General features: G+C 60.8%; 28 protein-coding genes and 1 tRNA gene. 13 read left to right on the top strand and 16 right to left on the bottom strand.

Annotation, left to right across the window (positions count from 1 at the left end; translation table 11 throughout):
• Positions 1 to 96: 96 nt before the first annotated feature.
• Complete coding sequence (locus tag JAO77_RS11340) at positions 97 to 1353, bottom strand: TCR/Tet family MFS transporter (protein WP_198990503.1); 1257 nt, start codon at positions 1351 to 1353, stop codon at positions 97 to 99.
• Between the two features lie 255 nt (positions 1354 to 1608).
• On the opposite strand from JAO77_RS11340, the gene JAO77_RS11335 reads away from it, so the two are divergent.
• Together JAO77_RS11335 and JAO77_RS11330 are read left to right on the top strand one after the other, a co-directional pair.
• Positions 1609 to 1803, top strand: coding sequence for a hypothetical protein (locus tag JAO77_RS11335; protein ID WP_198990502.1), 195 nt, complete (start codon positions 1609 to 1611; stop codon positions 1801 to 1803).
• A gap of 130 nt (positions 1804 to 1933) precedes the next feature.
• Positions 1934 to 2006: transfer RNA gene (locus JAO77_RS11330), tRNA-Met, on the top strand.
• Positions 2007 to 2078: 72 nt separating this feature from the next.
• Here the strand turns inward: JAO77_RS11330 and JAO77_RS11325 are convergent.
• From JAO77_RS11325 to JAO77_RS11290, 8 genes are all read right to left on the bottom strand, one after another.
• Positions 2079 to 3623, bottom strand: coding sequence for a carboxypeptidase regulatory-like domain-containing protein (locus tag JAO77_RS11325; RefSeq protein ID WP_198990501.1), 1545 nt, complete (start codon positions 3621 to 3623; stop codon positions 2079 to 2081).
• Between the two features lie 53 nt (positions 3624 to 3676).
• Complete coding sequence (gene csgH / locus JAO77_RS11320; RefSeq protein ID WP_198990500.1) at positions 3677 to 4042, bottom strand: curli-like amyloid fiber formation chaperone CsgH; 366 nt, start codon at positions 4040 to 4042, stop codon at positions 3677 to 3679.
• Positions 4043 to 4090: 48 nt separating this feature from the next.
• Positions 4091 to 4711: a hypothetical protein gene (locus JAO77_RS11315; protein WP_198990499.1), complete on the bottom strand. Its 621-nt coding sequence runs from the start codon at positions 4709 to 4711 to the stop codon at positions 4091 to 4093.
• Positions 4712 to 4794: 83 nt separating this feature from the next.
• Complete coding sequence (locus JAO77_RS11310) at positions 4795 to 5463, bottom strand: hypothetical protein (protein ID WP_198990498.1); 669 nt, start codon at positions 5461 to 5463, stop codon at positions 4795 to 4797.
• Between the two features lie 441 nt (positions 5464 to 5904).
• Entirely contained in the window at positions 5905 to 7311 is a 1407-nt protein-coding gene (locus JAO77_RS11305) for a CsgG/HfaB family protein (RefSeq protein WP_198990497.1), read from the bottom strand.
• Between the two features lie 23 nt (positions 7312 to 7334).
• Entirely contained in the window at positions 7335 to 7751 is a 417-nt protein-coding gene (locus JAO77_RS11300) for a curli assembly protein CsgF (RefSeq protein WP_198990496.1), read from the bottom strand.
• A 44-nt stretch (positions 7752 to 7795) separates the two neighbouring features.
• A complete protein-coding gene (locus JAO77_RS11295; protein WP_198990495.1) occupies positions 7796 to 8359 on the bottom strand; it encodes a CsgE family curli-type amyloid fiber assembly protein in 564 nt (187 codons plus the stop codon).
• A gap of 44 nt (positions 8360 to 8403) precedes the next feature.
• Complete coding sequence (locus tag JAO77_RS11290; protein ID WP_198990494.1) at positions 8404 to 8562, bottom strand: hypothetical protein; 159 nt, start codon at positions 8560 to 8562, stop codon at positions 8404 to 8406.
• Between the two features lie 224 nt (positions 8563 to 8786).
• Here JAO77_RS11290 and JAO77_RS11285 point away from each other — a divergent pair, with 224 nt between their 5' ends.
• The 8 genes from JAO77_RS11285 to JAO77_RS11250 all read left to right on the top strand — a co-directional run bounded on the left by JAO77_RS11285 (position 8787) and on the right by JAO77_RS11250 (position 17213).
• Positions 8787 to 9536 (top strand): LytTR family transcriptional regulator DNA-binding domain-containing protein, encoded by a 750-nt coding sequence (locus JAO77_RS11285; protein ID WP_198990493.1) that lies wholly within the window; start codon positions 8787 to 8789, stop codon positions 9534 to 9536.
• A 206-nt stretch (positions 9537 to 9742) separates the two neighbouring features.
• Positions 9743 to 11563, top strand: coding sequence for a sensor histidine kinase (locus JAO77_RS11280; protein WP_235998421.1), 1821 nt, complete (start codon positions 9743 to 9745; stop codon positions 11561 to 11563).
• A gap of 178 nt (positions 11564 to 11741) precedes the next feature.
• On the top strand, positions 11742 to 12596 hold the full coding sequence (locus JAO77_RS11275; protein WP_198990491.1) for a phosphatase PAP2 family protein: 855 nt from the start codon (positions 11742 to 11744) through the stop codon (positions 12594 to 12596).
• Between the two features lie 120 nt (positions 12597 to 12716).
• The gene (locus tag JAO77_RS11270; protein WP_198990490.1) at positions 12717 to 13394 is read left to right on the top strand and encodes a response regulator transcription factor; all 678 of its coding nucleotides are present in this window, start codon (positions 12717 to 12719) and stop codon (positions 13392 to 13394) included.
• A 102-nt stretch (positions 13395 to 13496) separates the two neighbouring features.
• Positions 13497 to 14765 carry a sensor histidine kinase gene (locus tag JAO77_RS11265; protein ID WP_198990489.1) on the top strand — a complete coding sequence of 423 codons (1269 nt, stop codon included), beginning with the start codon at positions 13497 to 13499 and terminating at the stop codon, positions 14763 to 14765.
• Positions 14766 to 14813: 48 nt separating this feature from the next.
• Positions 14814 to 15305 (top strand): cyclic pyranopterin monophosphate synthase MoaC, encoded by a 492-nt coding sequence (gene moaC / locus JAO77_RS11260; protein WP_198990488.1) that lies wholly within the window; start codon positions 14814 to 14816, stop codon positions 15303 to 15305.
• A 61-nt stretch (positions 15306 to 15366) separates the two neighbouring features.
• The gene (locus tag JAO77_RS11255) at positions 15367 to 16272 is read left to right on the top strand and encodes a helix-turn-helix domain-containing protein (RefSeq protein WP_198990487.1); all 906 of its coding nucleotides are present in this window, start codon (positions 15367 to 15369) and stop codon (positions 16270 to 16272) included.
• 113 nt (positions 16273 to 16385) lie between these two features.
• Positions 16386 to 17213, top strand: a complete 828-nt coding sequence (locus JAO77_RS11250; RefSeq protein WP_198990486.1) for an SDR family oxidoreductase — start codon at positions 16386 to 16388, stop codon at positions 17211 to 17213.
• 5 nt (positions 17214 to 17218) lie between these two features.
• Here JAO77_RS11250 and JAO77_RS11245 read toward each other — a convergent pair whose 3' ends face one another.
• The 5 genes from JAO77_RS11245 to JAO77_RS11225 all read right to left on the bottom strand — a co-directional run bounded on the left by JAO77_RS11245 (position 17219) and on the right by JAO77_RS11225 (position 23268).
• Positions 17219 to 17635, bottom strand: coding sequence for a molybdenum cofactor biosynthesis protein MoaE (locus JAO77_RS11245; protein ID WP_198990485.1), 417 nt, complete (start codon positions 17633 to 17635; stop codon positions 17219 to 17221).
• Between the two features lie 153 nt (positions 17636 to 17788).
• Positions 17789 to 18031, bottom strand: coding sequence for a MoaD/ThiS family protein (locus tag JAO77_RS11240; protein ID WP_198990484.1), 243 nt, complete (start codon positions 18029 to 18031; stop codon positions 17789 to 17791).
• 24 nt (positions 18032 to 18055) lie between these two features.
• Positions 18056 to 19075: a GTP 3',8-cyclase MoaA gene (gene moaA / locus JAO77_RS11235; protein WP_198990483.1), complete on the bottom strand. Its 1020-nt coding sequence runs from the start codon at positions 19073 to 19075 to the stop codon at positions 18056 to 18058.
• Between the two features lie 248 nt (positions 19076 to 19323).
• Positions 19324 to 20412, bottom strand: coding sequence for a HesA/MoeB/ThiF family protein (moeB, locus tag JAO77_RS11230; RefSeq protein ID WP_198990482.1), 1089 nt, complete (start codon positions 20410 to 20412; stop codon positions 19324 to 19326).
• A gap of 114 nt (positions 20413 to 20526) precedes the next feature.
• A complete protein-coding gene (locus JAO77_RS11225) occupies positions 20527 to 23268 on the bottom strand; it encodes a TonB-dependent receptor (protein ID WP_235998386.1) in 2742 nt (913 codons plus the stop codon).
• A 153-nt stretch (positions 23269 to 23421) separates the two neighbouring features.
• On the opposite strand from JAO77_RS11225, the gene JAO77_RS11220 reads away from it, so the two are divergent.
• From JAO77_RS11220 to JAO77_RS11210, 3 genes are all read left to right on the top strand, one after another.
• Positions 23422 to 24390 carry a helix-turn-helix transcriptional regulator gene (locus JAO77_RS11220; protein WP_198990481.1) on the top strand — a complete coding sequence of 323 codons (969 nt, stop codon included), beginning with the start codon at positions 23422 to 23424 and terminating at the stop codon, positions 24388 to 24390.
• 88 nt (positions 24391 to 24478) lie between these two features.
• On the top strand, positions 24479 to 24901 hold the full coding sequence (locus tag JAO77_RS11215; protein WP_198990480.1) for a DUF1761 domain-containing protein: 423 nt from the start codon (positions 24479 to 24481) through the stop codon (positions 24899 to 24901).
• A 17-nt stretch (positions 24902 to 24918) separates the two neighbouring features.
• A complete protein-coding gene (locus JAO77_RS11210; RefSeq protein WP_198990479.1) occupies positions 24919 to 25506 on the top strand; it encodes a YdeI/OmpD-associated family protein in 588 nt (195 codons plus the stop codon).
• A 46-nt stretch (positions 25507 to 25552) separates the two neighbouring features.
• Here the strand turns inward: JAO77_RS11210 and JAO77_RS11205 are convergent, their stop codons facing one another.
• Positions 25553 to 25912: a winged helix-turn-helix domain-containing protein gene (locus tag JAO77_RS11205; protein ID WP_198990478.1), complete on the bottom strand. Its 360-nt coding sequence runs from the start codon at positions 25910 to 25912 to the stop codon at positions 25553 to 25555.
• A 77-nt stretch (positions 25913 to 25989) separates the two neighbouring features.
• Entirely contained in the window at positions 25990 to 26406 is a 417-nt protein-coding gene (locus JAO77_RS11200) for a hypothetical protein (protein WP_198990477.1), read from the bottom strand.
• Positions 26407 to 26452 lie beyond the last annotated feature (46 nt).

The following is a 26452-nucleotide window of genomic DNA, read 5'->3' as shown; positions in this document are numbered from 1 at the left end:
AGTCAACAAAAAGTTATTTCTTCCTAAAAGCGAGGAGCATAAAAAAGCCCTTGCCACGCACGGCAAGGGCTTTTATTAACCTTAAAATATTTTTGCTTAGCCGTGTGCTTCGGCTGGGCTTGGCACCACCACGGCCGCATCGGTGGGCAGCCGGCGCAGCGTGCTAGCGGCCACCAGCAGCGCCAGCAGGGTCAGGACGGCCCCCAATAGGAAGGGCATGCCTGGAAAGTACAGGGGCGCTGCCTTACTAGTAAAAAAGGTGAACAGGCTGGTCATCAGTAGTGGGCCCACTACGCCGGTAGCACTGATGAGCGAAGTAAGGGTGCCTTGTAGCTCGCCTTGTTCAGTAGAAGGAACTTGGCTCGAAATGGCTCCTTGCATGGCGGGCCCAGCTAACCCTCCAAGCGCATACACTGCAGTGACGGCAAACATCATCCAGCCCCGGCTGGCTATCGCAAATAGCACAAAACCAGCAATATAAAAAAGCATGCCTATTACTACCGAGCGCGCTGCCCCCAGCCGTGGAATAGCTACCCGTACCAAGCCGCCTTGCACCACCAGGGCCCCTACCCCCACTACGCCTAGTGAGTAGCTGATGAGCTTGAGGCCCCAGCCAAACTTGAGTATGGTATAGAACGTCCAGACCGACTGCGTGGCTGAGCCAGCCAGGTACAACAGCACCAAGGCAGCCACTAGCCCCACTATTTGCGGGTAGTTTCTGAGCCGCAGCAATGAAGCTAGGGCATTTGCGCGTGACCACTCGAAGGGGCGGCGCTGTCCAGCTGGCAGCGACTCGGGTATCAAAAACAGCCCGTATAAAAAATTAAATAAGCTTAGGCCGGCCGCCGCTATAAAAGGCACTCGCGGACCAAAATCGCCGAAAAAACCGCCGAGCAGCGGCCCTACGATAAAGCCTAACCCAAAGGCCGCGCCGACGAGCCCAAAATTCTGCGCACGCTTTTCAGGCGGGCTCACGTCGGCAATGTAGGCAGTAGCAGTGGTAAAGCTCGCCCCCGTGATGCCCGCCACTACCCGCCCCACAAATAACCACCCTAAGGAAGGTGCCAGCGCTAGAAAGAGATAATCGCACCCTAGGCCAAGCAGCGAAGCTAGTAGCACCGGGCGCCGCCCAAAGCGGTCGGACAACCCACCCATTACGGGCGCGAAGAAGAACTGCGCGGCCGCGTAGGCAAAGGACAAGTAGCCCCCATACCGAGCCGCCTGGCTCACGCCCTCGCCTGTGAGCTGCTCGATGAGCGTGGGCATAACAGGAATGATGATTCCCAGCCCAATAACATCGATGAGAATTGTGAGGAAGATGAAAGCCAGCGCGGCCGGGCGTTTGGGCGACATACCAGATAAAGTAAAAAATCCTTAGCAAATATTGCTAAGAAAGCTGGCTACTAGCCCGGTTGCCCACCGATGCCCAAGGTGCGCGGGCAGTGGGTGGCGTGGCCTAACCGCATGGATCCTAGGTAAGGTTCAGGGCGCTTAGCCGCACAGTAGCGGCGCTAACCCAGCACTTTTAATTCAAACATCCGTATCAGGCCTATTGCCGCTTTCGGCTTGCCTACACTTCCCTTTCAACACCTTTCATTTCTTCATTACATGAACCAGAAACGCACTTTCGGCAGCATTCTCACCGTGCTCGGCATCATTGGTATCATTCTCGGGGCTCTAGGCTTCTTGGGCATCGGCGGCCTGCACCTAGGCAAGATGAATTCTATTGTGCCCTTTGCCGTTGGCCTTATCTTCTTTTTTGCCGGCATCAACCTAGTAAAAACCACCAGTGACCGCGCCTAGCAATGTATTGGCTCGGGCTTGATGAAAAATAAAGGCCTTGTTAATCAGGTATAAATGCTAATAACATCGGTTTTTTTACCCAAGCCCTTGCCATTCCAGAGTTTCATCCTACCTTTGCACTCCCAAACAATGCGGGGTGGAGCAGTTGGTAGCTCGTTGGGCTCATAACCCAAAGGTCACTGGTTCGAGTCCAGTCCCCGCTACTAAAAAGGCCGTCTTCTTAACGAAGACGGCCTTTTCTTTTATCCGCATGTAGCAGCTTGGCACGCGTTGGGTTATTTCCAGTCGGGCTGGGTAGCGTTTTGGAAGAGCTGCGTGCGCGAACGGCCGTCCAAGCTCATAGTCCACACCTGGGGGATGCTGCGGTTATCGTTGGGGACGTTCACGAAGATGAAGCTGTAGCTAGTGGGCGAATAGCGAGGCAGCAGGTCATTGGTACCTAGGGGCTTGCCTTGGCCGGCCGTGGACGTGGCAGTGCCCGACACATCTACCGGAGTGGCACCCGCAGTAAGACCTAGGGTGTACACGCGCGCATCGAGCTGCCGCCCGCCCGGGTCATTAAAGCCGGCGGCATCGTGAGTATAGGCTACGCTCAGGCCATCGGTGCTGAAGCTCGGCGAATCGAGGCGGCCGGGCAGGTTGCCGAGTAATAGCTGCGAATTAGAACCATCCACGTTGAGCAAGTACAGCTCACTGTCAAACACGTTGCTGCCAATGGTTTGCACTACCAGGCGGCCCCCGTTTTGCACCGTCCAGTCGCACTCGCGGAAGTGGCGGTTGGCCGGGGCCGTAGCCAGCAGCGTCAGGCCCGTGCCGTCGCGGTTGATGCGATAAAGCTGGTTGTAGTGCGCATAAATGAGCTGTGCCCCATCGGGCGACCAGCGGTAGCCTACCCCATTGTTGCTGTAGCCCTCCGCCGAAAGGGTCGTGATGCGCTGCTTATCGGTACCATCGAGGTTCATGGTATAAAGCTGCCACTGGCCAGTAGCGTTAGAAGCATACGCTATGAGGTCGCGGCTGGGGTTAAACTGCGGGGCGGCTTCTACGGCTTGGCCCTGCGTGAGCTGCACGACGCTGGTGCCCGCCGCGTCAGACGAATAGATGTCGGTAATATCGTTCACGGTGCGCACGTACACGTAGCGGTTATCAGGAAATGGGCTGGTCTGAAAGCTCCACACCCGGCCTAGGGTAGTCAGGGCATTGCCGCCGCTCACAGGGTTGGGCTTGCGCACCGTCACTTGCCAGAAATAAATAGTGCCGTAGCGTAGGCCCGTGGCCACTACGCTTGAGTCGCGGCTATTGCTGAGCAGCAGGCGTGGGGCGGTCGCGTTGCCTTCAAACAGCGCCACATCGTAGGTCAGCGAGTCGCTTTTGGTGGCGCCGGTGGGGTGCCAGCTCAGCGTAACGGTAGTAGGCTGACCAGTGGCCCCCGAGGCGGGGGTAGGGCGCGCCGGCAGGTCCGGCGGGGCGGCGGCCGTGGCCTTATCGAGCAGCAGCGTAATGGCCTGCGTGCTGCCCGCCGTCACGGTGACGTTGGTAGTCAGGGTGGTGTAGTTGTTGCGGCGCGCCGACACGGCCAGCGTGCCCGCCGGCACCTGGGCCAGTGTAGCCTGGCCGCGCGCATCCGTGACGAAGGAGCCCGAGGCGGGGCTGGTGCTTACGCCGGTATTGGCCAGCGGCTGGCCCGAGCCCGAGTCGAGCACCGTTACGACCAGCTCGCCGTAGGAGGTGGGCTCTACCGTAACGGGCTCGCAGCCACCCAGCCCGGCCAACACCCAAAAATATCCCCAGGCGGCAAGTAGCCGCAGTGCAGTTTTCATAAGAAGGTAGGAGCGTACAAAGCCGGCAGGAGGTGCGAATACCTATCCCAGCCTTAGGGGGCTTGGCGCACCGAGTCTTGGGCTACCAGCTGGCCGGCCGCGTCGTACACGCGCAGTCGCAGCAGGTAGTGGTCGGTGGGGCCAAGGTTCACCGTCGTTTGGGCCAGCTGCGCCTCCTGGTGGGCACCTAGCTCGATGGTGCCGCCCTGGCTGCTGCGGCTGCGGCTGCGCCCCCAGCGCTCGGCCACCAGCTGGTATTGGTAGCGGGCCGGCTGGCCCAGTAGGCTGCGGCACACGCCGCTAGCCACGAGTAGCTGCTGTGGCTGGCGCGTCACCACGAGGTGGGCTTCGCAGGGGGCCAGCCCTTTCCAGGGCGCGCTGGCAGCCCCTAGCAGCAAGGCAAGTAAAGGACGTATCATAGCAAGGAAAGGGAAGAAAAGGTAGGACTGGTGCGTAAGGGCTCAGCGCTATGGCACGCCCGGTAAGCCCCGGCCTTGCTCAACGGTGATATGCATGTTGCTGCCCCGCTGCTCAATGCTGTAGCCCGGCTGCGCCGAAGGAGTGGTTTCGCGCTGCGTAATGCTGTTGTTGCTGCCAATCTGACTCAGGTTGTACTGGCGGTTGCTGGCAGCTACCTCACTTCTAATCTGGTTATTGCTACCATCCTGAGTGAGGTTTATGACGTTTTGGTTGCCGGTTACGCTGCCTTCCAGGGTGTTGGCGGTGCCGTACTGGCCCAGCATGCCTTGGTTGCCGTTGCCGGTTTGGGTGTAGTTGGTGCGGTTGGCGCTGCCTTGCTGCAAGAGGTTCAGCTCATTGGTAGTGCCCACCTGCACGATGTAGGCCTGGTTGGCTGGCAGGTTGAGGCTGCTTTGGGAAAGGGTGGCGGTATTGCCGGTCCCGTTTTGCAGCAGCGAGGCCGTGTTGCGCTGGTCGGCGCCGGCCCGCACGTGCAGCAACTGGTCGGGCCCTAGGGCTTCGGCCAGCTGCTGCGCGGTTCCTTCCCCTAGGGTTGGCGTTTGGGCCTGGGCGCTTAGCAGGGGCCAAGACAGCAAGCTTGTGGCCAGCCAAAAGAAGGATGTTTTCATAGCTCAGTAGAGAAAGAGTAGGTAGGGATGCCCCCAGCAAAGCAGGCCCAGCTACCTTAGCCGGGCCTGCTGCAGGAGGTAACTTATTGCTGCGTCACGATGGCCGTGTTATTCGAGCCCCGCTGGTCGGTCACGCTCCAGTTATAGCCAATGCCGCCCTGCGTCGTGCGCACGTAGTTGTCGTGGCCCGAGAGGGCATTGCCGCCATTACTGCGCTGCACCTGCTGCGCCACGTTAGCGTTGCTGGTTTGCGTGATTTCGGCATCGTTGCTATAGCCGGTCTGGCTTTGGAAAGCTGATTCTCTATCAGAGCCTCGCTGCACAATCTTGCCGCGGGTGTCGGAGCCGTACTGGTACTGAGCGGCTACGTCGCCATCGCCGCGCTGCTCTAGGTACATCGCATTGCCGCCAGCCTTACCCGTAGCAATATTGGTTTGGTCTTGAAAGGCGCGCATCTCCATGTTGCCCGAATTCCGTGCCTGAATCAGGTTAGCCGAGTTGCCACCAGCATTGCCGTTCCGCCAGGCCTGGTCCACTTTGCTGTATTGGTTGCTACCTGTCTGCTCTACATACGACTGGTTGGCGTAGCCTGCCCGGTCGTAGGGGCCTGCCGTGGTGCTGGTAGTCGGCGCTGCTTTGATGTTGAGCGAGCCAGGCCCGGTCAAGGCCGGCTGCGTGAAGTTTTGGGCGTGGGCAACCCCGGCAAATAGAACGCCGCTGGCGAGGATGGCAAGAGTCTTAATCGTTTTCATGAGCGTACTTAAAAAAGGGTGAAAAAGGGTGGGTGGTGGTGCTCTCTCCGGAAGAACGAAACAAAATTATAGTCTCAAAATATCTTTGTCAAGTTCTATTTTTATAATAGATAAACATTTATATAAATTTCTTTTTGTAACAGTAGTAAATAAAGATTTTGCTTTGAAAAATACAATTTAATATCATGCCTGATATAATTGAAGACTAATTTTAAATATCTATAATAAGGACATAAGAGGTTTATTAACAAGTATTTTATTATTTGAAACACTTGTACTTTGTCGGTAAAAGCCAATAAGGTATTGACTGATAACTTTAAAAAGTTCAGTTAATGAATCTCTGAATTTATTCCCTATTCTTAAATCTAAAAGCTATGCGTTGACACGTTTTTGTTATAAAACATGATGCATCAGATTCGACGTTAAAAAGGCCACTGAGGCCTAGCGCGCTTGCGCGTTGCGGCGGGGTTGCCGACCTAGGTATAGGCTGATGCCAGCCCGTCCGGCCAAGTAATAATCGTTGTATCTGCCCGTCGCCAGCCCGTCGAGTTGGTCGCTCAGATAGTAGTGCACGTCGAGGCCCACATTGAGCCCTAGGTGCGGCGTGAGCAGATATTCGGCCCCGGCCCCAGCTAGCAGGTGTGGTAGCAGTCGCGGCTGCTCGGCAGTAGGTCGGGTGCGGCCCGTGAGGCCGCCGCCCGCCAGCAGGTAGGGAGTCAGGACATCTTGCGGCAGCAGCCGCAGCAGCAAGCCAGCCTCCGCATAGTTAAAGGTCTGACTAAAGGCTTGGCCACCAGCGCCCGCCGCCAGCTGACCCCGGCCTGCGTTTATAAACAAGCTCGTAGCATCACCTAGGCGGTAGCGCAACGAGGCTTCTAGCCCCGGCCGGTTCAGGCCGCTGCTGTAGTCGCCCACGTAGTGCTGCAAGGCGCCGCTCAGGCCAATGCTAAGATTTGGGCGCCGGGGGTAGGTTTCGCGACCCAGCACATCGATGTCTAGGTTGGTTGACTTCTCGCGCAGGTAGGCCTGGCGACCGGGCCCGTGCTGCTCGGCGGTGTCGCGCGGCGACCACAGGTGGTCGTTGAATCCCTCGTAGATGAGGGCCTGCACGGCCTTCTCGATGGCTTCCTTCACGGCCATTTCGCTGGGCTCGTTGTAGGTAAAGCCGGTTTCGGTTTCGAGCAGGTGCTTGAAGCTGACGAACTGAAACACCCCCGCATCGACTTGCTGGGACAAAATGGTTTTGGAGGTGTAGACCGTGCGAAAAATGCGCCCCGAACTGGTGCTGATGGCCCGCAGGTACACCGTCACGCGGTCTTGTCGGTACTGGCCCGAGGCCCCCGCCCCAAAGTAGCGCAGGCCCCCACCCCCCGTAATGATGTTGGAGTCGTAAGAAATAATGCCACCCTCCAAGATGATGCCCGCAAATAGCAGCGGCGCTAGCCCTGGCTGCGGCCGGCCCGTCTGCTGCGAAAACTCCTCGCGGGTCGAGCGAATTATCTTGCGCTCGTTCAAGAGGTTACCGATGTTTTCGCGCTCGATGGGCTCAAACCAGCCCGACTCGTCTAGGGCCCGGATGAGGATGCTGGTGGCCCCCTGCGTCACGGCCGTCGAGAAGCTGGAGCCGTTGGTTTGCGGCTTATACTGTCCCGTTTGGTCCCGAAACTTATACACGGCCACTACCGTGCGTTCGCTCGGGGCGGGTAGTTGGCGCCAGTGCTCGTTGCGGTTCAGCTCGGCGCCCAGCCGGGCGGGCTGGGGCGCGAGTAGGTGCTGGTGCATGTACGGAATGCACCCCCCCACCCAGCTCAATAGCAGGATGAGAGCAAGTCCTCGAAAGGTGCTCATGGCGAAGGCGATGGGCGAGCTGCCTAGAGGCCGTTCGGAATAGTAACGGTGGTTTGGTTGCCGTTGCCGGTATCAGTCACCACCACCACAATGCCATTGCTGCCGGGCGTCACCTGCACCTGGTAGCCCCCTACGTTGTACGACCCCGCCTTGATGGCGCCTTGCCCAAACTGCGAGCTGATGAGCCGGCTGGTCAGCTGCGACAGCACTTGTTGGTTAAGATTGGCCGAAAACTGGTTGAGCGGGTTGGTAGCTTGCTGGGTGGTGCTGGGGTCAGCGGTAGTGTTTTGGGCTGTGGCCGCGCTCAGCAGCCACGAGTAGTTGAAGGTATTGCCGCCCCCAAAGGCCGGGTTTTTAGGCTCATACACAAAGTCCTGGGCGGCGCACAGGCGTGGTAAGGCGCTGGCGACTAGCAGAAAAAAGAAGTAAAGCAGTTTCATAGGCTGAAAGAGAAAGAGCGAGGGTGGGAGAAAAGAAGGGCGAATCAGAACGTTTCGAGTGGTGCCCGCCGGCCCGCTTCGAGCTGGCGGCTTACCCGTTGGTTTTCGAGCAGCTGGCTCTGGGCGGCGGCTACGGCCTCGGCCGCGACGGCCATCATTTGTTCGTATTGCGGCGAGAGCGGAATCTCGAACAGGTCCACGTCATTTACCGTGAGCGCCACCAGGGCCGACCCAATGCGGCCGGGCCGCTCGGTAATGGCGATGGTATAGTCGGTGCTGCCGGCCGGGGGCTCAAAGGTCACGTAGAACATGTCAAAAAAATCGCGGCCTAACTTGGTAATCGTTTGGTCGAGTACCAGGCCCGCCGACTCGGGCCCGCGGGCCCGCAGCTGGTTGGTAGAATCGGCGCGGAGCAGCAGGCGCAGTGCTTCTTCGACCTGGGCCGCTGGCAGGGTGCCCGACGCCTTGGCCGCGGGGGGCTGCGCTGGCGCTACCTGGGCACACACCGCGCCACTGCTCAGCAGTAGGACGCCGGCTAGTGCTCGGCCTCTTCCCCAGCCCGCGACAGCGCCGCCGCGTAGCAAGTATGAGAGTAACATCGATAACATAACGTAAGCTTGCTGTACTGGCGTAGAAGCAGAACGTCTTGTGTTTAAAGAGCATAAGCTGGCCCTAGGCTACCTAGGGTGCTGCTGCGCGGTGAGGGGCTGGCCACCATTGGCCGGGCAGCACGGCGGCCGGTGGGCCCGCGGCTAGCGCCGGCCTGGTTGGCACTGCCAGGCTGGCTAGGGTGATGTTCGTTTGTTTTCATAGTGCGTGGTGGGTGGCGGTAGCAGCAAACCAAGAAAAAACCAGAAGCTGCCAAGACAGATTAGTTGTTCGAAATTGGCGCCGCCTTGGTCTAAGGCCAACGGAACGTAGTGGACAGCGCTAGATGGTAAGTGAACGGAGCCCGCGTGGTATGCGAGTGTCGGGCGGGCGGCTTCGTGCGTAGCTTCGCAGTACCCCTTTGCCCACCTACCGCTGCTGCACCCTATGCCCACTCCTATTTCGCTGCTACTTGTTGAGGATGAGGCCGTACTAGCCCTCGACCTGCGTGCTACCCTTCGAGCCGAAGGCTATGAGGTAGTGGGTATCGCTAGCACTGGCCCGCAGGCCCTGGAACTGCTGCGCCAGCACCCCGAAGTGGGGGGCGTGCTATGCGACATTCACCTGCAAGGCCCCTGGGATGGCATCGAAACCGCCCGGCAGCTGCTGGCCTTGCGCCCCTTGCCGCTGGTTTACCTCTCGGCCCTGGCCGACCAGCCCACCCTCGACCGGGCCCTCACCACCAGCCCCGCCGCCTACCTGCCCAAGCCCGTATCGGTGGCTAGCCTGCGGGCGGCCCTGGCCCTGGCGCTGCACAGCGTGGCGCGGCCCGTGCCGCCGGCCGCCAGCCACGAGGCCCTCACCCGCGATACCATTTTGCAGCGCGGCGATTACGTGTTCATCAAGGATGCCAGCGAGTTTGTGCGTATCCAGCTGAATGACATCATCTTGCTAGAGGCCGACAATACCTATACCTCGCTGCGCACGGCTGGCCGGCGCCACGCCCTGCGCCTTACCCTAGGGGCGGTGCTCGAGCGCTTGTCGTTTGGGCAATTGGTGCGGGTGCACCGCTCGTTTGCAGTTAATATTCAGCGCGTCGAGCGCTTTTCCGATACCGAGCTTACCGTAGATGGCCAAGTAGTGCCACTGAGCCGGCAATACCGCGAGGCCTTTCTCCGGCAGTTCCTGTTTCGCTAAGTCAGGAGCCAGCGGCAAGTCTCGGCTTACCACCTAGCGTTGTTCACTACTCCCAGCCGACCATTGGCTGCCATTGTGCGCCGGCGCTTGCGCAAACCGCATACTTTCGCTGACGAAGGATAGTCGGCCTCACTGCTGGCCATCACTTGCACGACGTGGCGCAGCAAACTCTAATTCAGTACGTAGCAAGCTTAGGGAGTTGCTTGATGCTGCTGGCCGGCTGGCCCGCTGCCGGGCAGCCGCGCCAGGGCACCCCGGCCGATACGGCGCAGGTGCGGGCCCAGCTGGCCCTGGCCAAGCAGCTACAGCTGCGCCACAACGACTCGGCGCTGGTGCTAAGCCGACAGCTGCTGCGCGCCAGCGAGCGCCTGCGCTATCCCTACGGCACAGCCCAGAGCTGCTTGCAGCTTGGCATCGCGCTGCGCAATCGCAGCGAGTTCGACTCTAGCCTCGCGTATGGCCAGCGCGCCCTGATGCTGTTTGAGGCGCAGCACCAGTTGCCCGGGGTAGCTGCGGCATTGAATACAAACGCCCAGACCTACAAGCGCCTAGGCGATGCGCAGAAGGTAACGCTGCTCACCCGCAAAGGACTGGCCCTGGCCAGCCGCTCGCTGGCGGTGGCCCGGCAGGCCCACGACCCAGTTGGGACAGTGACGGCACTGCTCAGCCAGGGCATCATTTATCGCGACCTGCGCCAGCCCGATTCGGCGCGCAGTTGCTACCAGCAGGCCATCGCGCTTGAGCACCGCTACCATCCTACCCCATCCATGCTGGGAGTAGCCTACGCCAACTATGGGCAGCTGCTGATGGACTTCGACCACAACCTACCCACTGCCATCGGCTATTTTCGACGGGCGGTGGCACTGCACCGTGCCAACCGCAACCGCAACAGCCTGGAGCACGCCTATCGTCAGCTTAGCTGGGCCTACCGGCAGCAGGGCCGCCTAGGCTCGGCCCTCGCCACCGCCGATAGCTGCCTGGCCCTGGGCCGCGCCAGCGGCGACCCGCACCGCCTCAGCAACTCGCTCGAAGCGGCCTACCTGGCCTACCAGGCGGCCGGCCGGTACCGCGAGGCCAACACGCTACTCGAAGAAAAGCAGCGGGTAGAAAACCAACTGGGCCGGCTAGAAAAAACGCAGGCCGTAACCCGCATCGAAGCAGCTTACCGCCTTCAGAAGCAGCAGGCCCGCATCCGGGCGCTCAACCAGCTCAATACGCAGCGGCAGCAGCAGCTCGGGGCGCTCGGCCTGGGCCTGGGGCTTCTATCGGCGCTGCTGCTCGTGACAGGCTGGCAATATCGTGCCCTAGGGCAGGCCAATGCCCAGCTGCGCATCACCAACCAGACCGTTAGCGAAAACCACCACCAGCTGCAAGAGCAGGCCAACCACCTGACCCTGCTGCTGCGTGAACTGCACCACCGCGTCAAGAACAACCTGGCCATCGTTAGCAGCCTGCTCAACTTGCAGTCGGGCAGCCTTACCGATGCGCGCGCCGCCCGCGCCGTGCGCGAAGGCCGGCAGCGCGTGGAGGCCATGGGCCTGCTGCACCAGCACCTGTACCAAACTGCCGACGTGGCCCGCGTCGACATGCGCCCCTACCTCACTACCCTCCTCGATAATCTGCTGGCCACCTACGGCTTCGAGGAAGATAGTATTAAGCTCGAGCTGACGCTGGACTTGCCCACGTTGGAAGTAGAGCGCGCAGTACCCCTAGGTCTCATTCTGAACGAGCTAGTAACCAATGCGCTTAAGCACGCCTACGCCAGCGTGGCCCGGCCCTGGCTGCGCGTGTTGCTGCTCGGCGCGGCCGATGGCCAGCCGGGGCTGCTGCTAGAGGTAGAAGACAACGGCCCTGGCATCGCGCCGGGGCAGTGGCAAAAAGCCGAAGGGTCGTTTGGCCAGCAACTCATCCTGGCGCTGAGTGCGCAACTGGGCGGGCAAGTGAAGGTGGCCAACCAGCCGGGGGCCTTTTTCCAGCTCCGCCTTACGGGCTCGGCAGCTGCGGGCACGCCGCTAGCGGGCACCTAGGGCGCTTGTGGCAGCTGCCACTTCTGGCTATCTGGCCGAGCCTATGGTACTAGTTCGCGGCGGCAGTTACTCGGCTAGGATATTTTAACTAATTCATAATCAAAAACTATTGCCTAGGTAGTGGTTCTTTTATAAGCAGCAGCGCAAAGGCGAGCGCTGTTTTACCGTAGAGGGCGGCATGTCCTCTACTACTACTTCAATAGCTGCCCGCGCGCGTCGCTCGTGGGGAGTATCGTGCGCACTGGTGCTGAGTATCTGGCTAGGGCTGGCTCCGGTTGCCCAGGCCCAGGTGCCACTCAACCCGGCTACCCCGGCCGCGGCCGATACCACGCACAAATACGAAAACCCGGGAGGCGTGCCCGCGCCCGTTAAGCAGCCGTTTTTTAAGAGCAAGGTCTTCAAGGCGGCCATCGTGCCGGCGGTGCTCATCGGCTATGGCGCCTACACCTTCAACGGGGGCGGCTTCTACACCAACCAGGAGGCCCGGCGTGACATTCACCGGCTGTTTCCTAAAAGCGACAGCCGTATTGCCGACTACCTCATTTTTGCGCCCTACCTCGAGCTAGGGGCCGTGGCGCTGGCCGGGGTGCAGTCGCGCAACGACCGGGTCAATGTCTTGCTCATCATTGCTAAGAGCGAGGCCATCATGCTCACTAGCACCTTCCTAGTGAAGGCCATCAGCCACGAAGAGCGGCCTGATGGCTCTGATAACCTGTCGTTTCCGTCGGGGCACACGGCGCAGGCCTTTTTGGCGGCCAGCATTGTGCACACCGAACTGCGCGACAAAAGTCAGTGGTACGGCATTGGGGCCTATACGCTGGCCACCGGCGTGGGCGTGCTACGCATGGTGGTAGATAAGCACTGGCAGAGCGACGTGGTGGCGGGTGCGGGCTTTGGCATCTTGTCGGCTCACCTGGCCTACCTCACCCACCGCAACCGCTGGGGGCGCAAGGCTATTGGGCGCGATGTAGGCGTGGTGCCCACCTTCTACGGCAACACGCCAGGCCTGACCATAACCTGGCGGCCTAAGTAGCCAAGGCACGGGCGAGGTGTAGAAAGGGAGATGAAGGAAATAAGTATATACTACAAGAAACCTTCAGATTTCCTGCCGTTTTTCACACGGTCAACCCTTCCCTTCCCACCCACCCTGCCCATGAAACTATTGCTTATTGAAGATGAGCCGGCCCTACGCAGCACGCTCCTGGAGTCGCTGCGCCAGGGCGGCTACGTGGTTGAGGTAGCGCCCGACTTTGCGCAAGCCCACGAAAAAATTAGGCTTTACCGCTACGACTGTGTGCTGCTCGACCTGACGCTGCCCGGCGGCAACGGCCTCGACCTGCTGCGCACCCTCAAGACCGAAAATCCAGCCGCGGGTGTGCTGGTATTAACCGCCCGCGACTCGCTCGAAGACCGGGTGTCGGGCCTCGACCTAGGGGCCGACGACTATCTCATCAAGCCTTTTCACCTCTCGGAGCTCAATGCTCGGCTGCGGGCCATCATTCGGCGGCGGCAATTTCAGGGGCAGCACCACATTGTGTTTCGCGACCTGCTCGTTTGGCCCGAGCGGGCCGAGGTATTGGTGCACGGCGAGGCCCTCACCCTCACGCGCAAGGAGTACGACCTGCTGCTGTACCTGCTAGCCAACCCCGGCCGGGTGCTCACCAAAGAAGCCATTGCCGAGCACCTCTGCGGCGATGCTGTAGACGCGGCCGACTCGTTCGACTTCATTTATACCCACCTCAAAAACCTGCGCAAAAAGCTGCAGGAAAAGGGCGCGGATAATTATATTCGGACTATGTATGGCGTTGGCTATAAGCTCAGTGGCGAGTAGCAGGCAGTGACCCAGGCAAGCATACATACTTGCTTTGCAGCGTTGCTCTGCAAGGACAACCGCCTGCTTGTGCCACTGCTTACCCACCTAATCACCCATTAAATGAAGCTTCTCGCCGCCACCAATCGCTACTATTTGGCCTTGGTGGCGGTGCTGTTTGCGGCGGCGAGCGGGGCGCTATACTACGGCGTAAATGCGGCGCTGCGCCACGAGGTAGATGAGCAGCTGGGCCTGCACCAACGCAAAATCGAAGTCTTGGTGCAAGCCGGGCAGCCACTGGTGTCGTCCCTTTTTGCCGACCAGTTTGTGGTGAGTGCCCGGCCGCGGCCCCTAGGCCTGGTCGATACTATTTTGCCCGACCCCTACGAGCGCACGTGGGTGCCGCACCGGCAGCTTACCTTTCGGCTACACTCCCAAGGCCAGCCTAAGTGGGTGACGCTGCGCAAGTCGCTGGTCGAAACCAATGATTTACTGGCCGTAGTGCTGGGCATCATGCTGGGGGTGCTAGTAACGCTGATGTTGAGTGTATTGCTGCTCAATCGGTGGCTAAGCGAGCGGTTGTGGCGGCAGTTCTACCACACGCTGGCCGTCTTGCGCCGTTACGATTTGCAGCAGCACCGGCCACTGGCCCTACCTAGGCCGCGCATCGAAGAATTTGCCGAACTCAACTTGGCCGTGACTCACCTGAGCGAGCGCCTAGTGGCCGACTACGAGAGCCTGCGCGAGTTCACGGCCAACGCGGCCCACGAAACCCAAACGCCGCTGGCCATCATGCAGGCCCAGCTAGAGCAGTTGCTGCAAGTGCCCGCCCTGGGCGACGACCCTACTGCCGCGCCCCTCCTGGCCGACCTCTACGGAGCCACGCGCCGCCTCTCGCGCCTGCATCAAGCGCTAGGGCTGCTTAGCAAGATTGAAAACCGGCAATTTGCCGAGGCCCAGCCCCTCGACCTGGCCGCTGTGCTCGATGAAAAAGTAGACCAGCTGGCGCCCCTACTGGAGGCCCGCGAGCTGCGCCTGCATCGGCACGTGGAGCAGGCGCCGGTGCAGGCTATGCACCCCGGCCTGGCCGATTCGCTGTTGCATAACCTACTCTATAACGCCATCAAGCACAACCAGCTGGGGGGCGACATCACGGTGCGCCTCAGTGCCGAGGCGCTCGAAATCAGTAACCCCGGCCCGGCCATCGACGGCAACCCCAGCCGGTTTTTTGAGCGCTTTCGTAAGCACCACGCCGCCGCCGAGTCGCCGGGCCTGGGCCTGAGCATTGTGCAGCAAATAGGTGCCTACTATGGCTTTGCGGTTACCTACAGCTATGCGGCGGCGGGGCAACGCCACACGCTGCGGGTGGCCTTTCGGCCTGCCGCGGGCTAACTACCGCCCGGTAGGCTGCGTACTTTGCCGCAACTCTACGCCGTGTTTATGTCCGATTTAGCCCCCAAGCTCACCCACCTCAACGACGCCGGCCAGCCGGCTATGGTCAACGTTGGCCCGAAGGCCATGACGGCGCGCCTGGCCCGTGCCCGTGCCCGCGTACGCCTCGGGGCCGACATCCTGGCGCTGGTGCAAGCCGGCGACCTACCCACTCGCAAAGGCCCGGTGTTTCAAACGGCCATTATCGCGGGCGTGATGGCCGCCAAGAAAACGGCCGACCTTATCCCCCTCTGCCACCCCCTAGGTATGGACGATTGCCAAATCACCATTGAGGCCGTGCAGCCCGACAGCCTGCTTATTGAGTGCACCGCCCGCGTTACCGGCAAAACCGGCATCGAGATGGAGGCCCTGACCGGCGCCTCGGTGGCGGCGCTTACTGTGTACGATATGTGCAAGGCTATGTCGCACGACATTGTGATTGAAGAAATCAGACTGCTGGAAAAAACAGGCGGCAAGTCCGATTTTCGGCACACCGACTAGTGTGCCCTAGGGTGCTGCCGCGCCGCGTTGCGGCGTTGCTACTAGGTAGTTCTTTTGCGTCATGATTGGGCTTCAAACCTTAGCGGAGTTCTACGCCGACCGGCTGCCCCTGCTCCAGCCCAATGGCCTGCGAGGCGGGGCATTTAGCGCGTGGCGACTCGAAGATTTCCTGGCCGATATGGCGCTGGTGGGCGTGTACAGCCGCAAGGATTTCTACAAAATAACCCTCACTATTGGGCCGGGCACCTACCTCTGCGCCGACCAGCGCTTGACGCTGGCCCCCGGCGAGCCAGCGCTGGTGTGCACCAACACGCAGGTGCCCTATACCTGGGAAGTACCCGCCGACGGCGCGTGCCGGGGCTACTGCTGTGTATTCACCGAAGCGTTTTTGCCCGCCCACACGCACCTGCGGCCCGCCGATTGGGCCGTGTTTGCGCCCGACAAGCCGGCTTTCTTTCGTCTCACGGCCGCTCAGGCTACGGCGTTTAGCGAGCTGTTCGAGAAGATGCTGACCGAGCAGGCCTCAAACTACCCGTATAAGTATGAACTGCTGTACCACTACCTGATGGAGTGCATCCACGGGGCGCTGAAGCTGGAGCCCGTGGCCGAGCCGCACGGCGCTACGGCCGCTACCCGGCTGGCGGCGGCCTTTGGCTCGCTGCTGGCGAGCCAGTACCCCATCATCACGCCCGCGCGCCGGCTGGCACTGCGCACGCCCCAGGCCTTTGCCGATGCCCTGGCGGTGCATGTTAATCACCTCAACCGGGCCCTGAAAGCCGCTACTGGCAAAACCACCACGCAGCTGCTGGCCGAGCGCTTGGTACAGGAAGCTCGCACCTTGCTGCGGCACACCGACTGGCCCATTGCCAGTATCAGCTACTGCCTGGGCTTCGAGGAGCCAACGCATTTTACCCGCTTATTCCGCAAATACGCCCATTGTTCACCGTCGTCGCTACGCGCAGTTTGATTGGGGTCAGTATCCGTTTGAATCGTATTAGCCGGGCCCTGGCAACCTAGGAGACCTTTGCAGCGCCTTCGGGAAACAGCTTTCCTGATGGGCTTCACTCCTAGTTCTCCCTCATGAAAACGTGGTTCATCACGGGCACCTCGACCGGCTTCGGGCGCCTGCTCACCGAAAAACTATTGCAGCGCGGCGACCAGGTAGCCGCCACTGTGCGCCAGCCCAACGCTCTCGACGGCCTAAAGGCGCAGTACGGCGACCGCCTCTGGGTGGCCGTGCTCGACCTTACCGATACCCCCGCCATTCGCCAGGTAGTTGATGCCGCTTTTGCCGACCTAGGGCGCATCGACGTGGTTGTGAGTAACGCGGCCTACGGTCTGTTTGGCGCCGCCGAAGAAGTAACCGACGAGCAGATTCGCCACCAGATTGATACCAACCTCATCGGCTCGATACAGCTCATTCGGGCGGCGCTGCCGCACCTGCGGGCGCAGGGTGGCGGCCGGCTCATGCAGGTATCATCGGCGGGCGGCCAAACGACTTATCCCAATTTTAGCCTTTACCACGCCACCAAATGGGGCATTGAGGGCTTTGTTGAGACGGTGGCCAAGGAGGTGGCGCCTTTCAATATCGAGGTTACTATTGTGGAGCCCGGCGCCACGCCCACCGGCTTCGGCACGGGCCTAGTGAGCGCCCCCGCTATGCCCGAATACGACCAAACGCCAGCCGGCCATGTGCGCCGGGGCTTGTTCAACGGCGACTTTCCCATCCCCAACGATGCCGATAAAATAGCGCAGGCCATGCTCGACTCGGCCAGCCAGCACCCGGCCCCCCTGCGCCTAGCGCTCGGCCCTGATACCTACGCCGACGTGCGCGCTGCGCTAATGAGCCGCCTAGCTGCCCTTGACGCTCAACAGGCTATCGCCTTATCAGTTAAGGCCGACGCCTGAGGTACCTAGGGATGGGCGGCCACCCACACGGTACCGTCTTCGTATTCCTCTTTCTTCCAGATGGGTACGACTTCCTTCAGGGTGTCAATAATGTACTCGCAGGCGGCGAATGAGTCGGCCCGGTGGGGCGTGGACACGGCCACTACTACGGCCACGTCGCCGATTTCGAGGGTGCCGTGGCGGTGCGATACGGCTATTTTGCGCAGCATGGGCCACTTTTCCTGGGCCATCTCGGCCACGCGGCGTAGCTGGTGCAGGGCCATGGGCGGGTAGGCCTCGTAGTGCAGGCGCACCACGCGGCGACCCTCGCTACGGTTGCGCACCGTACCGATAAAGGCATTGACGGCCCCGGCTTCTTCCGACTCGGCGGCAGCTAGCACGGCCGCTACGTCAATAGGCTGGTCGGTGAGGTCGATTTGCATTCTGTATAAAGAAGGAGTAAAAAACGTTTGTCATTGCGAGCGCAGCGAAGCAATCTTTCCTTACGCAGCCTCGCTTACGTCAGCTAACGAGAAGGAAATATTGCTGCGCTGCGCTCGCAATGACAAACGTTTGAATGGGTAATAACCAATGTCTTAACCCCCGCTTACGGGCGGAATTAGCGCGATTTCGTCGCGCTCGTGCAGCACCACGTCGTCGGCAGCGTACTCATTATTGACCGCTACGGCGAGGCTACGCAGGCCCGCTAGCTCGGGGTAGGTGTGGCGCAGGTCGGCGAGCAGCCCGGCAGCCGATTGGCCAACGGGGGCGTTTAGGGTCAGAGAAGACTGCCCTACTATCTCGCGGGCAATGCCAAAAAGAGCAATGTTAATATTCACAGCAACAAGTATTTCAGATAAAAGCTAGCCGCCTATCGTGGCCATGCTCTCGAAGTTGAGCTGATGCACGGGGCGCTGGCGCTCAGCCTCGAAGCCATTGGCCGCGCGGTGGTAAAAGGCCTGACCTAGGGCCTCGGCAATTTCCAGGTCGGAGGAGCCGCCGCGTAGCAGGGCGCGCAGGTCGAGCACGCCTTGGTCGTAGAGGCAGGTTTTGATACCGCCTTCGGCCGTGAGGCGTAGGCGATTGCAGGTACCGCAGAAGGTGCGCGAGTACGCTGCAATGATGCCAATGCGGCCCACGTGGCCCGCCACGGTGTACTCGTCGGCAGTGGCGCCGGCCCCGGCGTGGGCGGGCACCAACGGCCCTAGGTGGGCTTCCAGGTGCTGCCTGATGCGGCGGTGGTTCCAGGGCAGCGACTCGGGCGTGGCCACGTGGCTACCACCGTTGAAGGGCATTTCTTCGATGAAGCGCACCTCTACGGGCAGCTCGCGAGTGAGCTCGGCCAGCGGCACTAGGTCCTGGATGTTGCGGTCGCTCATCACCACGGCGTTGATTTTGAGCTGAATACCGGCATCGAGCAGCGCATGAAACGTGCGCATGACCTGCGGCAGCTCGTCGCGCCGCGTAATGTCGAAGAAGCGCTGCCGGTCTAGAGTGTCGAGACTGAGGTTGACAGCCTTCACGCCGATGCGGGCCATAGTGGGCACATGCGGCGCGGTGAGCACGCCATTGGTCGTCAGGCTGAGGTCGTTGATGCCGGGTATCGCGGCTAGGCGCTCCATGAAAGGCACCAGGTCGCGGCGCACAAAGGGCTCGCCACCAGTGAGGCGCACCTTGCGCACGCCCAGGCCAGTCATGATGCTGACCAAGCGTAGCATTTCCTCATAGCTAAGCAGCTCGTGCTTAGGCATGTATTTGATACCCTCTTCGGGCATGCAGTAGAAGCACCGCAGGTTGCAGCGGTCGGTTACGGCTAGGCGCAGGTATTCCAGGGGCCGGCCGTGGGCGTCTAGTAACGGGGTGGGCGTGGAAAAACTACTCATGCGGAAACCTAAAGAAGCCTGGGATTGCCAGGCTATGTACTACCCTAAACGCGAAGTGGGGGTTTTCATTCATTTTAACCCAATACCGTTATATAAGGTTGGGAATAACGGGGATGGATAGTTGTCAGTTGCGAGTACCTAGGTATTAAAGCTGCCTTAGAAAGTTGCAAAAAAGTGCGTTTGTCATACAGCGCGCAGCGAAGCATGACTTTGTGAAGGCCATGCTAGAGAACTCACTAACAATTAACTCAAAACTCTTCTATTCCACCGCTGAGGGTACGCACGTTGTCGTAGCCTAGGCTCTGGAGCAGGGCCACGGCTTGGGCGCTGCGCACACCGCTCTGGCAGTACACCACTACCGGGCCCTGGCGCGGCACCTCGGCGGCGCGGTCGGCGAGTTGAGGCAGCGGCAGCAGCACAGCGCCCGGCAGGTGGCGGCGCTGGTACTCCAGCGGGTTGCGCACATCGAACAGTAGCGGGGGCTCGGGCGCGGCTAGCATCGCCCGCAGTTCGCTGCTAGTGAGCAAGCTATTAACCGGGGTGGGCGCACAACTGGCGTCGATATAATCGGCGGGATTAGCCGTGTCGAGGTTGATAATGCTCTGCACGGCGTCGCGCTTGAAGCGCAACGTGCGGTTTTGAAAGCTGAGCGTATCGAGTATCCAGAGCCGGCCGCTGAGCACGTCGCCGAGGCTTAGGACTACTTTCAGCGCCTCGGTGGCCTGCACCGTGCCGATGAGGCCGGGCAGCACATTGAGCACACCGGTGGTATTGCAGTCGGGCGCTTCGGCAGCGCTCGGCGGCTCAGGGAAGAGGCAGCGGTAGGTAGGGCCGCCTTGGTAATTGAACACCGAAACTTGCCCCTCAAACTTGTAGATAGCGCCCGACACCAGCGGCTTGCCCAAACTCACACAGGCATCGTTGAGCAGGTAGCGGGTCGGAAAATTGTCGGAGCCATCGACTACCACATCGTAGGCGGCCACTAACTCGCGCACGTTGTCGGGGCTCACGCGTACGCGATGCACTTCATACGTTACGAGGTCGTTGAGGCGACCTAGGGCGCGGGCGGCGGCTTCCACCTTAGGCTGGCCTACGTCGGCGGGGCCGTACAAAATCTGGCGCGGCAGGTTAGTCAGCTCTACTTGGTCGGCATCGGCCAGCCCTAGGGTGCCCACGCCGGCGGCGGCTAGGTATTGCAAGATGGGGCAGCCTAGGCCACCGGCACCCACTACTAGCACCCGCGCCTGGCGCAGGCGTTCTTGGCCCGCCTCGCCAATTTCAGCGAGCTGGAGGTGGCGGCGGTAGCGCTGGCGCTCAGCAGGAGAGAAAGTAGACATACCGCTAGTAATCGTTATTGCCGGCAAATAGTTTGCGCAAACCAACAGCTGTCATGCTCATCTGGCGTCCGCTTGCGGAGCATGACAGACGGTTTTAAACCAGATAAAAGAACCTTACAGCCCGTACGTCACGGTGAGGTAGTAGAGACCGCCTACGCTGGGACCGCCTAGGTAGCTCACGTAGTACTGGTTGAGTACGTTGCTGGCCCCGAGCTTGAGACGCACCTGGGGCGCGGGCGGCAGCTGATAGCTGAGCTGGGCATCGAGCGTGCTATAGGCCGGCACGTCGCCATTGACCAGAAAGGTCTGCGAGTAGTAGCTGACTTGGTGGCGAAAATTCAAGCCGAAGCCGAAGTTGCGGTAGGCGTTTTCGTTAGCCAGGCTCAGGTTGTACATCCAGCGCGGGGTGTTGAAGCCGTCTTCGAGGCCGTCGCCGTTTTCGGTGCGGTCGAGGCGGGTGTAGGTGGCGTTGGTGCCCAGCAAGTAGCCGCCGGCTAGGTTGTAGCGTAGGCCCGCCGAGCCGCCGTAGTTGTATACCTGGCTGCGCGAATTGGTCCAGAGGCGGTAGCGGGCCTGGGTGGCGCGGGTGTTGAGGGCGGTGGCCACGGCATTCAGGTTATTGTCGCCCGTAATAGGTAAGTAGTTGGCTTGCTGCGGGTCGCGCAGGGGCGAATTGATGGCGTTGGCCGTGGCGATGGGCACGTAGGCTTCGACCTGGGCGATAAAGTCGCGGTACGAGTTGTAATAAAAATCGACATCGACCAGCAGCCTACCACCTTCCCCAAACGCCGCTTTGTAGCCCACTTCGAGCGACTTAATGTACTCGGGCTTCATGTAGGTGTAGGGGTTTTTCTGCAAAGTGCCCTGGTTGGCCAGGATGGCGGCGGCCCGCTTTTGGGCGGTGGTTTGCGAAGAGGTGTTAGCGTTAACGGCAGCCGTTACTTGGTTATTAAACGCGTCGATGCTGGCGCGGGTGTAGCTGTTTTCAAATACGTCATCGCTCATCACGCGCAGCCCGCCAATGCGCTTTACCTGACCGCTGTTCACGTTTGAGAAGCCCTCAAACAAGCTCGGAAAGCGGTAACCGCCCTGGTAGCTGAGGCGAAAGTTTTGGCGCTGCGTGGGCGAGTACACGGCCGTGAAGCGCGGGTTAAACTTCACGTTGAAGTAGTCATTCTTATCGACCCGCAGCGTGGCCGTCAAGCGCAGTTTCTCTTGGAAAAGCCGGCCGCCCGCCTGCACAAAGCCCCCGGTTTTGGAGTACGTGAGGTTATCACCTAGGGCGTCATTACCCGGCTCGGGGTTCACGAAGTAGTTGCCATCGGGCACCACGATGTACGTGCGGTGGTCGGCGCCGGCTAGCAGGTCGAGCTTGTCCGTCAAGGATTTGCCGCTGCGGCGCAGGGCTTCCGCAATATTCACCTGGGCCTCGCCGTGCAGCAGCTTGGCTTGCACGCGCAGGGCGGCGCCCTGGTCCCAGTTGTTGATGTTTTGCAGCTGGCTCAGGCGCTGGTTGAAGGCCTCGGTGCCGGGCTGGAGGCGGCCGGCATCGGCGGCTTGGCGAGCCGTAGCGTGGGCGGCCGCTACGCTGGCTCCGCCAGCGGTGGCGGCGTTCCAGGCGCTAGTGTAGTCGGCGTTCCAAGTAGCATCGGGCTTATAGCTACGGTCAATATTCTCGCCCATCGAGCGCAGGTTGTAGCTGCGGCCGGTGTTCTCGGCGGTAAGGTAGGCGCGAGCCTGCACCACGGGCGTAGTTAGGGTCAGAGCGTGCTGCTGCAAGCGGTAGTCTTGCAGCCGAAAGCGGTTCGAGCGCTGGTACACGTTGTCGAAGCCCGCTACGCGGTAGGTATAGGCCAGCTCCACGCCTGGCCGAAAGCGGTAGTGCAGCGCGGCATCGGCCTTGAGCGTTCGGATGTTATAGTCCACCAAATCGCGCTCGTTGTAGCCGGTGCGGGCCACCGCGTACTGCTTGCCGCCTAGGGTCAGCGTCGAGCGGTCCGACGACTCGTTGCCGTAGCTGCTCACCGGGTCGCGAGCTGGGTTGTCGGCTCCGAAGAGGCCGGTGGTAGCATTGCCCTGGCCGTTGATGTCGGTCTGGTCGTTGGCTATCCAGTCGAAGGCCCGTAGGTAGGTGGCGTTCACCTTGAAGGCCAGCTTGTCGGCCAGCAGCACCTTGGCATAGCGCAGGCTGGTTTCGGAGTAGCTGGTCGAGGAGCCGCCGCCCTCCCCAAATGTCTTCACGTTGGGGTCGTGGAGGTGGTTGACACCCGTTTGCTGGCGCACGCTCAGGCCTTGATAGTCAAATGGGTTTTTGGTCGTGAAATTGGCTAGGCCATTGATAGCGTTGAGGCCGTAGAGCGCGGCGGCGGTGCCCGGCACCACTTCCACCGTGTTAATGTCGAGGTCGCTTGGCCCCAGCACGTTGCCGATGGGCCCGCCGATGTGGGGCGCTTGGTTATCCACCCCATCCACGAGTTGGGCAAAGCGCACATTCGTCGTGTTAGTGAAGCCCCGGGCATTTATCACCTTAAACCCCAAGCTGGGCGTGATAACCTGCACGCCCTTCAGGTTCTCGATGGCATCGAAAAACGACGGCGCCGCCGACAGCCGAATGGCCCGCGGGTTGAGCTTTTCTACTGTCACGGGCGACTGCAAAAAGCTCTCCTCCACCCGCGAGGCCGACACCACCACCTCGTTGAGGTCGGTGTGTAGCGTGTCTTGGCGCACGGGCGGGCGGGGCACCCTAGGGCTTTGGGCATAAGCCGCTGGCGCGCTAGCGGCTACAAGCCCCAGCGTAGTGGTGGCTGCACCGAGCACCAAAAGCCGATAGCGAGCTACTGAAAGTACTAATTTCAAAATAGGCCTTTTCGTTATATTTTGAAAGATATAACGGGGATATGCGTTTTTTTGTTATGCCTAAGTCAGCATTCGCAAGGGCAGTGAACCTATCAGTAATAAGCTAACCAACGGCTTGGCGTCGAGCTGCCGCCTAGGTCCCTTCTTTTTCTTATGAATCGCTTCGACCGCATCACGGCCATCCTTATTCAGCTGCAAGCCAAGCGTGTAGTGAGTGGCCCAGCCCTGGCCGAGCGGTTTGGCGTGAGCCTGCGCACGATATACCGCGACTTGCGCACGCTCGAGCTGGCCGGGGTACCGCTCTTTGGCGAGGCGGGCGTGGGCTACTCGCTGGCCGAGGGCTACCGGCTGCCGCCCGTGCTGTTTACCCGCGAGGAAGCCACCGCCCTGCTCACGGCTGAGAAGCTGGCCGCCCGCCTCACCGACGCGCCCACGGCGCAGCTCACTGGCGCAGCCATGGACAAGCTGCGCGCCGTGCTACGCCGCCCCGACCGCGACCACCTCGAAACCCTAGCCCCGCACATTCAGGTGCTTGGCCCCGCCAGCCGGGCCGGCCACCCCACCGATGCTCACCAACTGCTGCTCACGGCCGTGGCCACGCAGCGGGTGGTGCACTTGCGCTACCAGGCCGCGACCGCTGAGGCCCCCAGCCAGCGTGCTATCGAGCCTATCGGCCTGTACCTAAGCCAGCAGTGGCACGTGGTGGCCTATTGCCGGCTGCGGCAGGCCTTCCGGGAGTTTCGCCTCGACCGCATCGAGCACCTAACGCTCAGCGAGGAAGTATTTGCGGCCCGCCCCGAAACCTTGCAGCACTACTGGGCCGCGCAGGCCGAGCGCGGGCGAGCCAAGGAAAAAGTAGTACTGCGCTTTCAGCCCACCGCGATGCTGCCTGAGGCCGCGCGGCGCCTGCACGATACCAAGCGCCAGTACGGCTGGGCCCACGAGCAGCCCCTGCCCGATGGTAGCCTGGAAATGACGTTGTTTCTGGGGTCGCTGCCCTACCTGGCCGCCTGGCTGCTGCCTTACGCGGGGGCCGTGACCGTAGTGGAGCCGCCCGCGCTGCGCACCCACCTAGGCGAGCTGGCGCAGCGGGCCTACAATTTTTTTTGCACCTCGAGCTAGGCTGCTGACACAGGGCTGTCAGTAGCGGTCAGGACTTTTGTAGGGTCAAGCAACAACGCTTTTTAACCCTTCACTTTCTCTGCTGCCCATGTTTAACGTGCTGACTTCCATTAATTGGCTAAGTGTGCTGGTCGCTTTTGTGGCGTATTTTCTGCTAGGTGCCCTGTGGTATATGGTGCTTTTCCCCAAGCCCTACCGGGCCTCGCTCGGGAAAGAACACGAGCCGGCCGCTGGCCAAAGCCAAGACCCACTCTACATAGTGGGGCCGGCCGTGTGCGTACTCCTCATTACCATTACCTGCGCCGTACTGCTCTACGCCCTCCACATCGATACTTACGGCACCGCTCTGAGCTTTGCGCTGCTGGTGGGGGTAGGGTATCTGGTGAGCAATACCGTCAACATTGCCATCAACCCCAACATGCCGCGGCCGTTCTTCTATGGCCTCATCACTGGCAGTTACCACCTAGCGGGCATGGTGTTCGTCAACCTGATTTTGGTGGCTATGAAATAAGCCATCCGTAGCCAGCCATGAAGCCCACCAAGGAACCTACAACCTTTTGCCCCAGTAGCCCGGAGCACTGGCGCGAGTGGCTGCAAGCGCACCACGCCACGGAGCAGGCTGTGTGGCTGGTCTACTATAAAAAGGCCACTAATAAACCTAGCCTAACCTGGAGCCAGGCCGTAGACGAAGCCCTGTGTTTTGGGTGGATAGACAGCCAGGCCAAGCCGCTGGATGGCGAGCGGTACCAGCAGTACTTCAGCTGCCGCAAGCCCACCAGCGGGTGGTCGAAGGTTAACAAGTATAAAGTAGCGCGGCTGATTACCGAAGGCCGCATGACCCCAGCCGGTCTCACTAGTATCGAAGTCGCTCAGAAAAATGGCGCGTGGTCGCTGCTCGATGAGGCCACTGCCCTGGTGCTGCCTACCGACTTAGCGCTGGCCCTAGAAAACGCCCCGGCCGCCCACCGCTACTTTCTGAGCCTGAGCAAATCAGTGCGGCAAAACATACTGCAGTGGGTAGCCCTGGCCAAGCGGCCCGCCACGCGCCAGCAGCGCATTAGCGATATTGTAGACGCGGCCGCCCAGCAGCTTAGGCCCAAGCCATTTCGCCGGTAGCCGCGGGGCCCTAGGTCGGCCGCTGGCCAAGGTACAGGCTTAAGCGCTACTGGTACAGCCGAGCCGTTTCGTCGGCCAGGAACTGCGCGAACCGCGCCTGCATAGCTTGAAACTCGGCCACGGCCTGCGCGCCAGCCTCGGTGAGGCTGGCCCCGCCGCCGTGGGCACCGCCAGCCTGGGTACCCACTAGCGGCTGACGGGCCTGGGCATTCATAGAGCTTACCAGGTCCCAGGCTTTTTTATACGACATACCCATCTCCTTGGCTGCCCGCGAGATAGAGCCTGTGGCCGCGATGCGCTCCAGCAGTTCGAGCCGCCCGATACCCAGAAAGCGGTCGGCCGGGCCTTCTATCCAGAGGCGGCCATTGGCGCGGAAAGGTTGGTTTTCGGTAAAAAGCTCGTGCATGAAGTAAAAATCAGCAGTAAATGGGCAGGCACCAAGCCGCCCCGCCAGTAGGCCACCCTGCTACAACGCCGGGCCGCCTAGGTCGGTTGCTGCAATAGCCACGCCACAGCTTCGGTCTCGGTGTCGAAGGAGCGGTAGCGTAGGGGCAGGCCGCTTACATTGGTCGTAATATAAGCCGTGGCCAGGCGCGTATAGGTATCGGTAGACACTACAACGGCCCCCGCGCGGTAGCCCGCCTCGCGCACGGCCTGGGGCAGCCACTCCTGCGATACCCACTGCTGCTCGGCTGGCGAAAACGGCCGCATTGCCACCTGGTTTACCAAGATGCGGCTCCAGCCACGCTGCTTTAGCAGCCGCGCCATATTGGTGAAAAGAGCCTGCGTATCGGCCAGGGTGCGCGGCTGGGCAAACCAGTGCACGCGCAAAAACCCGGTGGGCTCAGCAGTTAGCTGGCCGGCAGTGTTTGCAAAAAGAGGAGTAAGCTCGGCCGGCATAAAAGCCAAAGATAATAGCGTGCTGCAGGGCGCTCGCTTCCTAGGT

It is taken from the genome of Hymenobacter sp. BT559, assembly GCF_016427535.1.
Taxonomy (GTDB): domain Bacteria; phylum Bacteroidota; class Bacteroidia; order Cytophagales; family Hymenobacteraceae; genus Hymenobacter.
This window is presented reverse-complemented; position numbering and strand designations above follow the sequence as displayed.

What these genes read in the sequence shown, in the direction of transcription:
- JAO77_RS11340 (WP_198990503.1), bottom strand. Translation starts at nt 1,353, where the DNA reads ATGTCGCCCAAACGCCCGGCCGCGCTGGCTTTCATCTTCCTCACAATT.
- JAO77_RS11335 (WP_198990502.1), top strand. Translation starts at nt 1,609, where the DNA reads ATGAACCAGAAACGCACTTTCGGCAGCATTCTCACCGTGCTCGGCATC.
- JAO77_RS11325 (WP_198990501.1), bottom strand. Translation starts at nt 3,623, where the DNA reads ATGAAAACTGCACTGCGGCTACTTGCCGCCTGGGGATATTTTTGGGTG.
- csgH (WP_198990500.1), bottom strand. Translation starts at nt 4,042, where the DNA reads ATGATACGTCCTTTACTTGCCTTGCTGCTAGGGGCTGCCAGCGCGCCC.
- JAO77_RS11315 (WP_198990499.1), bottom strand. Translation starts at nt 4,711, where the DNA reads ATGAAAACATCCTTCTTTTGGCTGGCCACAAGCTTGCTGTCTTGGCCC.
- JAO77_RS11310 (WP_198990498.1), bottom strand. Translation starts at nt 5,463, where the DNA reads ATGAAAACGATTAAGACTCTTGCCATCCTCGCCAGCGGCGTTCTATTT.
- JAO77_RS11305 (WP_198990497.1), bottom strand. Translation starts at nt 7,311, where the DNA reads ATGAGCACCTTTCGAGGACTTGCTCTCATCCTGCTATTGAGCTGGGTG.
- JAO77_RS11300 (WP_198990496.1), bottom strand. Translation starts at nt 7,751, where the DNA reads ATGAAACTGCTTTACTTCTTTTTTCTGCTAGTCGCCAGCGCCTTACCA.
- JAO77_RS11295 (WP_198990495.1), bottom strand. Translation starts at nt 8,359, where the DNA reads ATGTTATCGATGTTACTCTCATACTTGCTACGCGGCGGCGCTGTCGCG.
- JAO77_RS11290 (WP_198990494.1), bottom strand. Translation starts at nt 8,562, where the DNA reads ATGAAAACAAACGAACATCACCCTAGCCAGCCTGGCAGTGCCAACCAG.
- JAO77_RS11285 (WP_198990493.1), top strand. Translation starts at nt 8,787, where the DNA reads ATGCCCACTCCTATTTCGCTGCTACTTGTTGAGGATGAGGCCGTACTA.
- JAO77_RS11280 (WP_235998421.1), top strand. Translation starts at nt 9,743, where the DNA reads ATGCTGCTGGCCGGCTGGCCCGCTGCCGGGCAGCCGCGCCAGGGCACC.
- JAO77_RS11275 (WP_198990491.1), top strand. Translation starts at nt 11,742, where the DNA reads ATGTCCTCTACTACTACTTCAATAGCTGCCCGCGCGCGTCGCTCGTGG.
- JAO77_RS11270 (WP_198990490.1), top strand. Translation starts at nt 12,717, where the DNA reads ATGAAACTATTGCTTATTGAAGATGAGCCGGCCCTACGCAGCACGCTC.
- JAO77_RS11265 (WP_198990489.1), top strand. Translation starts at nt 13,497, where the DNA reads ATGAAGCTTCTCGCCGCCACCAATCGCTACTATTTGGCCTTGGTGGCG.
- moaC (WP_198990488.1), top strand. Translation starts at nt 14,814, where the DNA reads ATGTCCGATTTAGCCCCCAAGCTCACCCACCTCAACGACGCCGGCCAG.
- JAO77_RS11255 (WP_198990487.1), top strand. Translation starts at nt 15,367, where the DNA reads ATGATTGGGCTTCAAACCTTAGCGGAGTTCTACGCCGACCGGCTGCCC.
- JAO77_RS11250 (WP_198990486.1), top strand. Translation starts at nt 16,386, where the DNA reads ATGAAAACGTGGTTCATCACGGGCACCTCGACCGGCTTCGGGCGCCTG.
- JAO77_RS11245 (WP_198990485.1), bottom strand. Translation starts at nt 17,635, where the DNA reads ATGCAAATCGACCTCACCGACCAGCCTATTGACGTAGCGGCCGTGCTA.
- moaA (WP_198990483.1), bottom strand. Translation starts at nt 19,075, where the DNA reads ATGAGTAGTTTTTCCACGCCCACCCCGTTACTAGACGCCCACGGCCGG.
- moeB (WP_198990482.1), bottom strand. Translation starts at nt 20,412, where the DNA reads ATGTCTACTTTCTCTCCTGCTGAGCGCCAGCGCTACCGCCGCCACCTC.
- JAO77_RS11220 (WP_198990481.1), top strand. Translation starts at nt 23,422, where the DNA reads ATGAATCGCTTCGACCGCATCACGGCCATCCTTATTCAGCTGCAAGCC.
- JAO77_RS11215 (WP_198990480.1), top strand. Translation starts at nt 24,479, where the DNA reads ATGTTTAACGTGCTGACTTCCATTAATTGGCTAAGTGTGCTGGTCGCT.
- JAO77_RS11210 (WP_198990479.1), top strand. Translation starts at nt 24,919, where the DNA reads ATGAAGCCCACCAAGGAACCTACAACCTTTTGCCCCAGTAGCCCGGAG.
- JAO77_RS11205 (WP_198990478.1), bottom strand. Translation starts at nt 25,912, where the DNA reads ATGCACGAGCTTTTTACCGAAAACCAACCTTTCCGCGCCAATGGCCGC.
- JAO77_RS11200 (WP_198990477.1), bottom strand. Translation starts at nt 26,406, where the DNA reads ATGCCGGCCGAGCTTACTCCTCTTTTTGCAAACACTGCCGGCCAGCTA.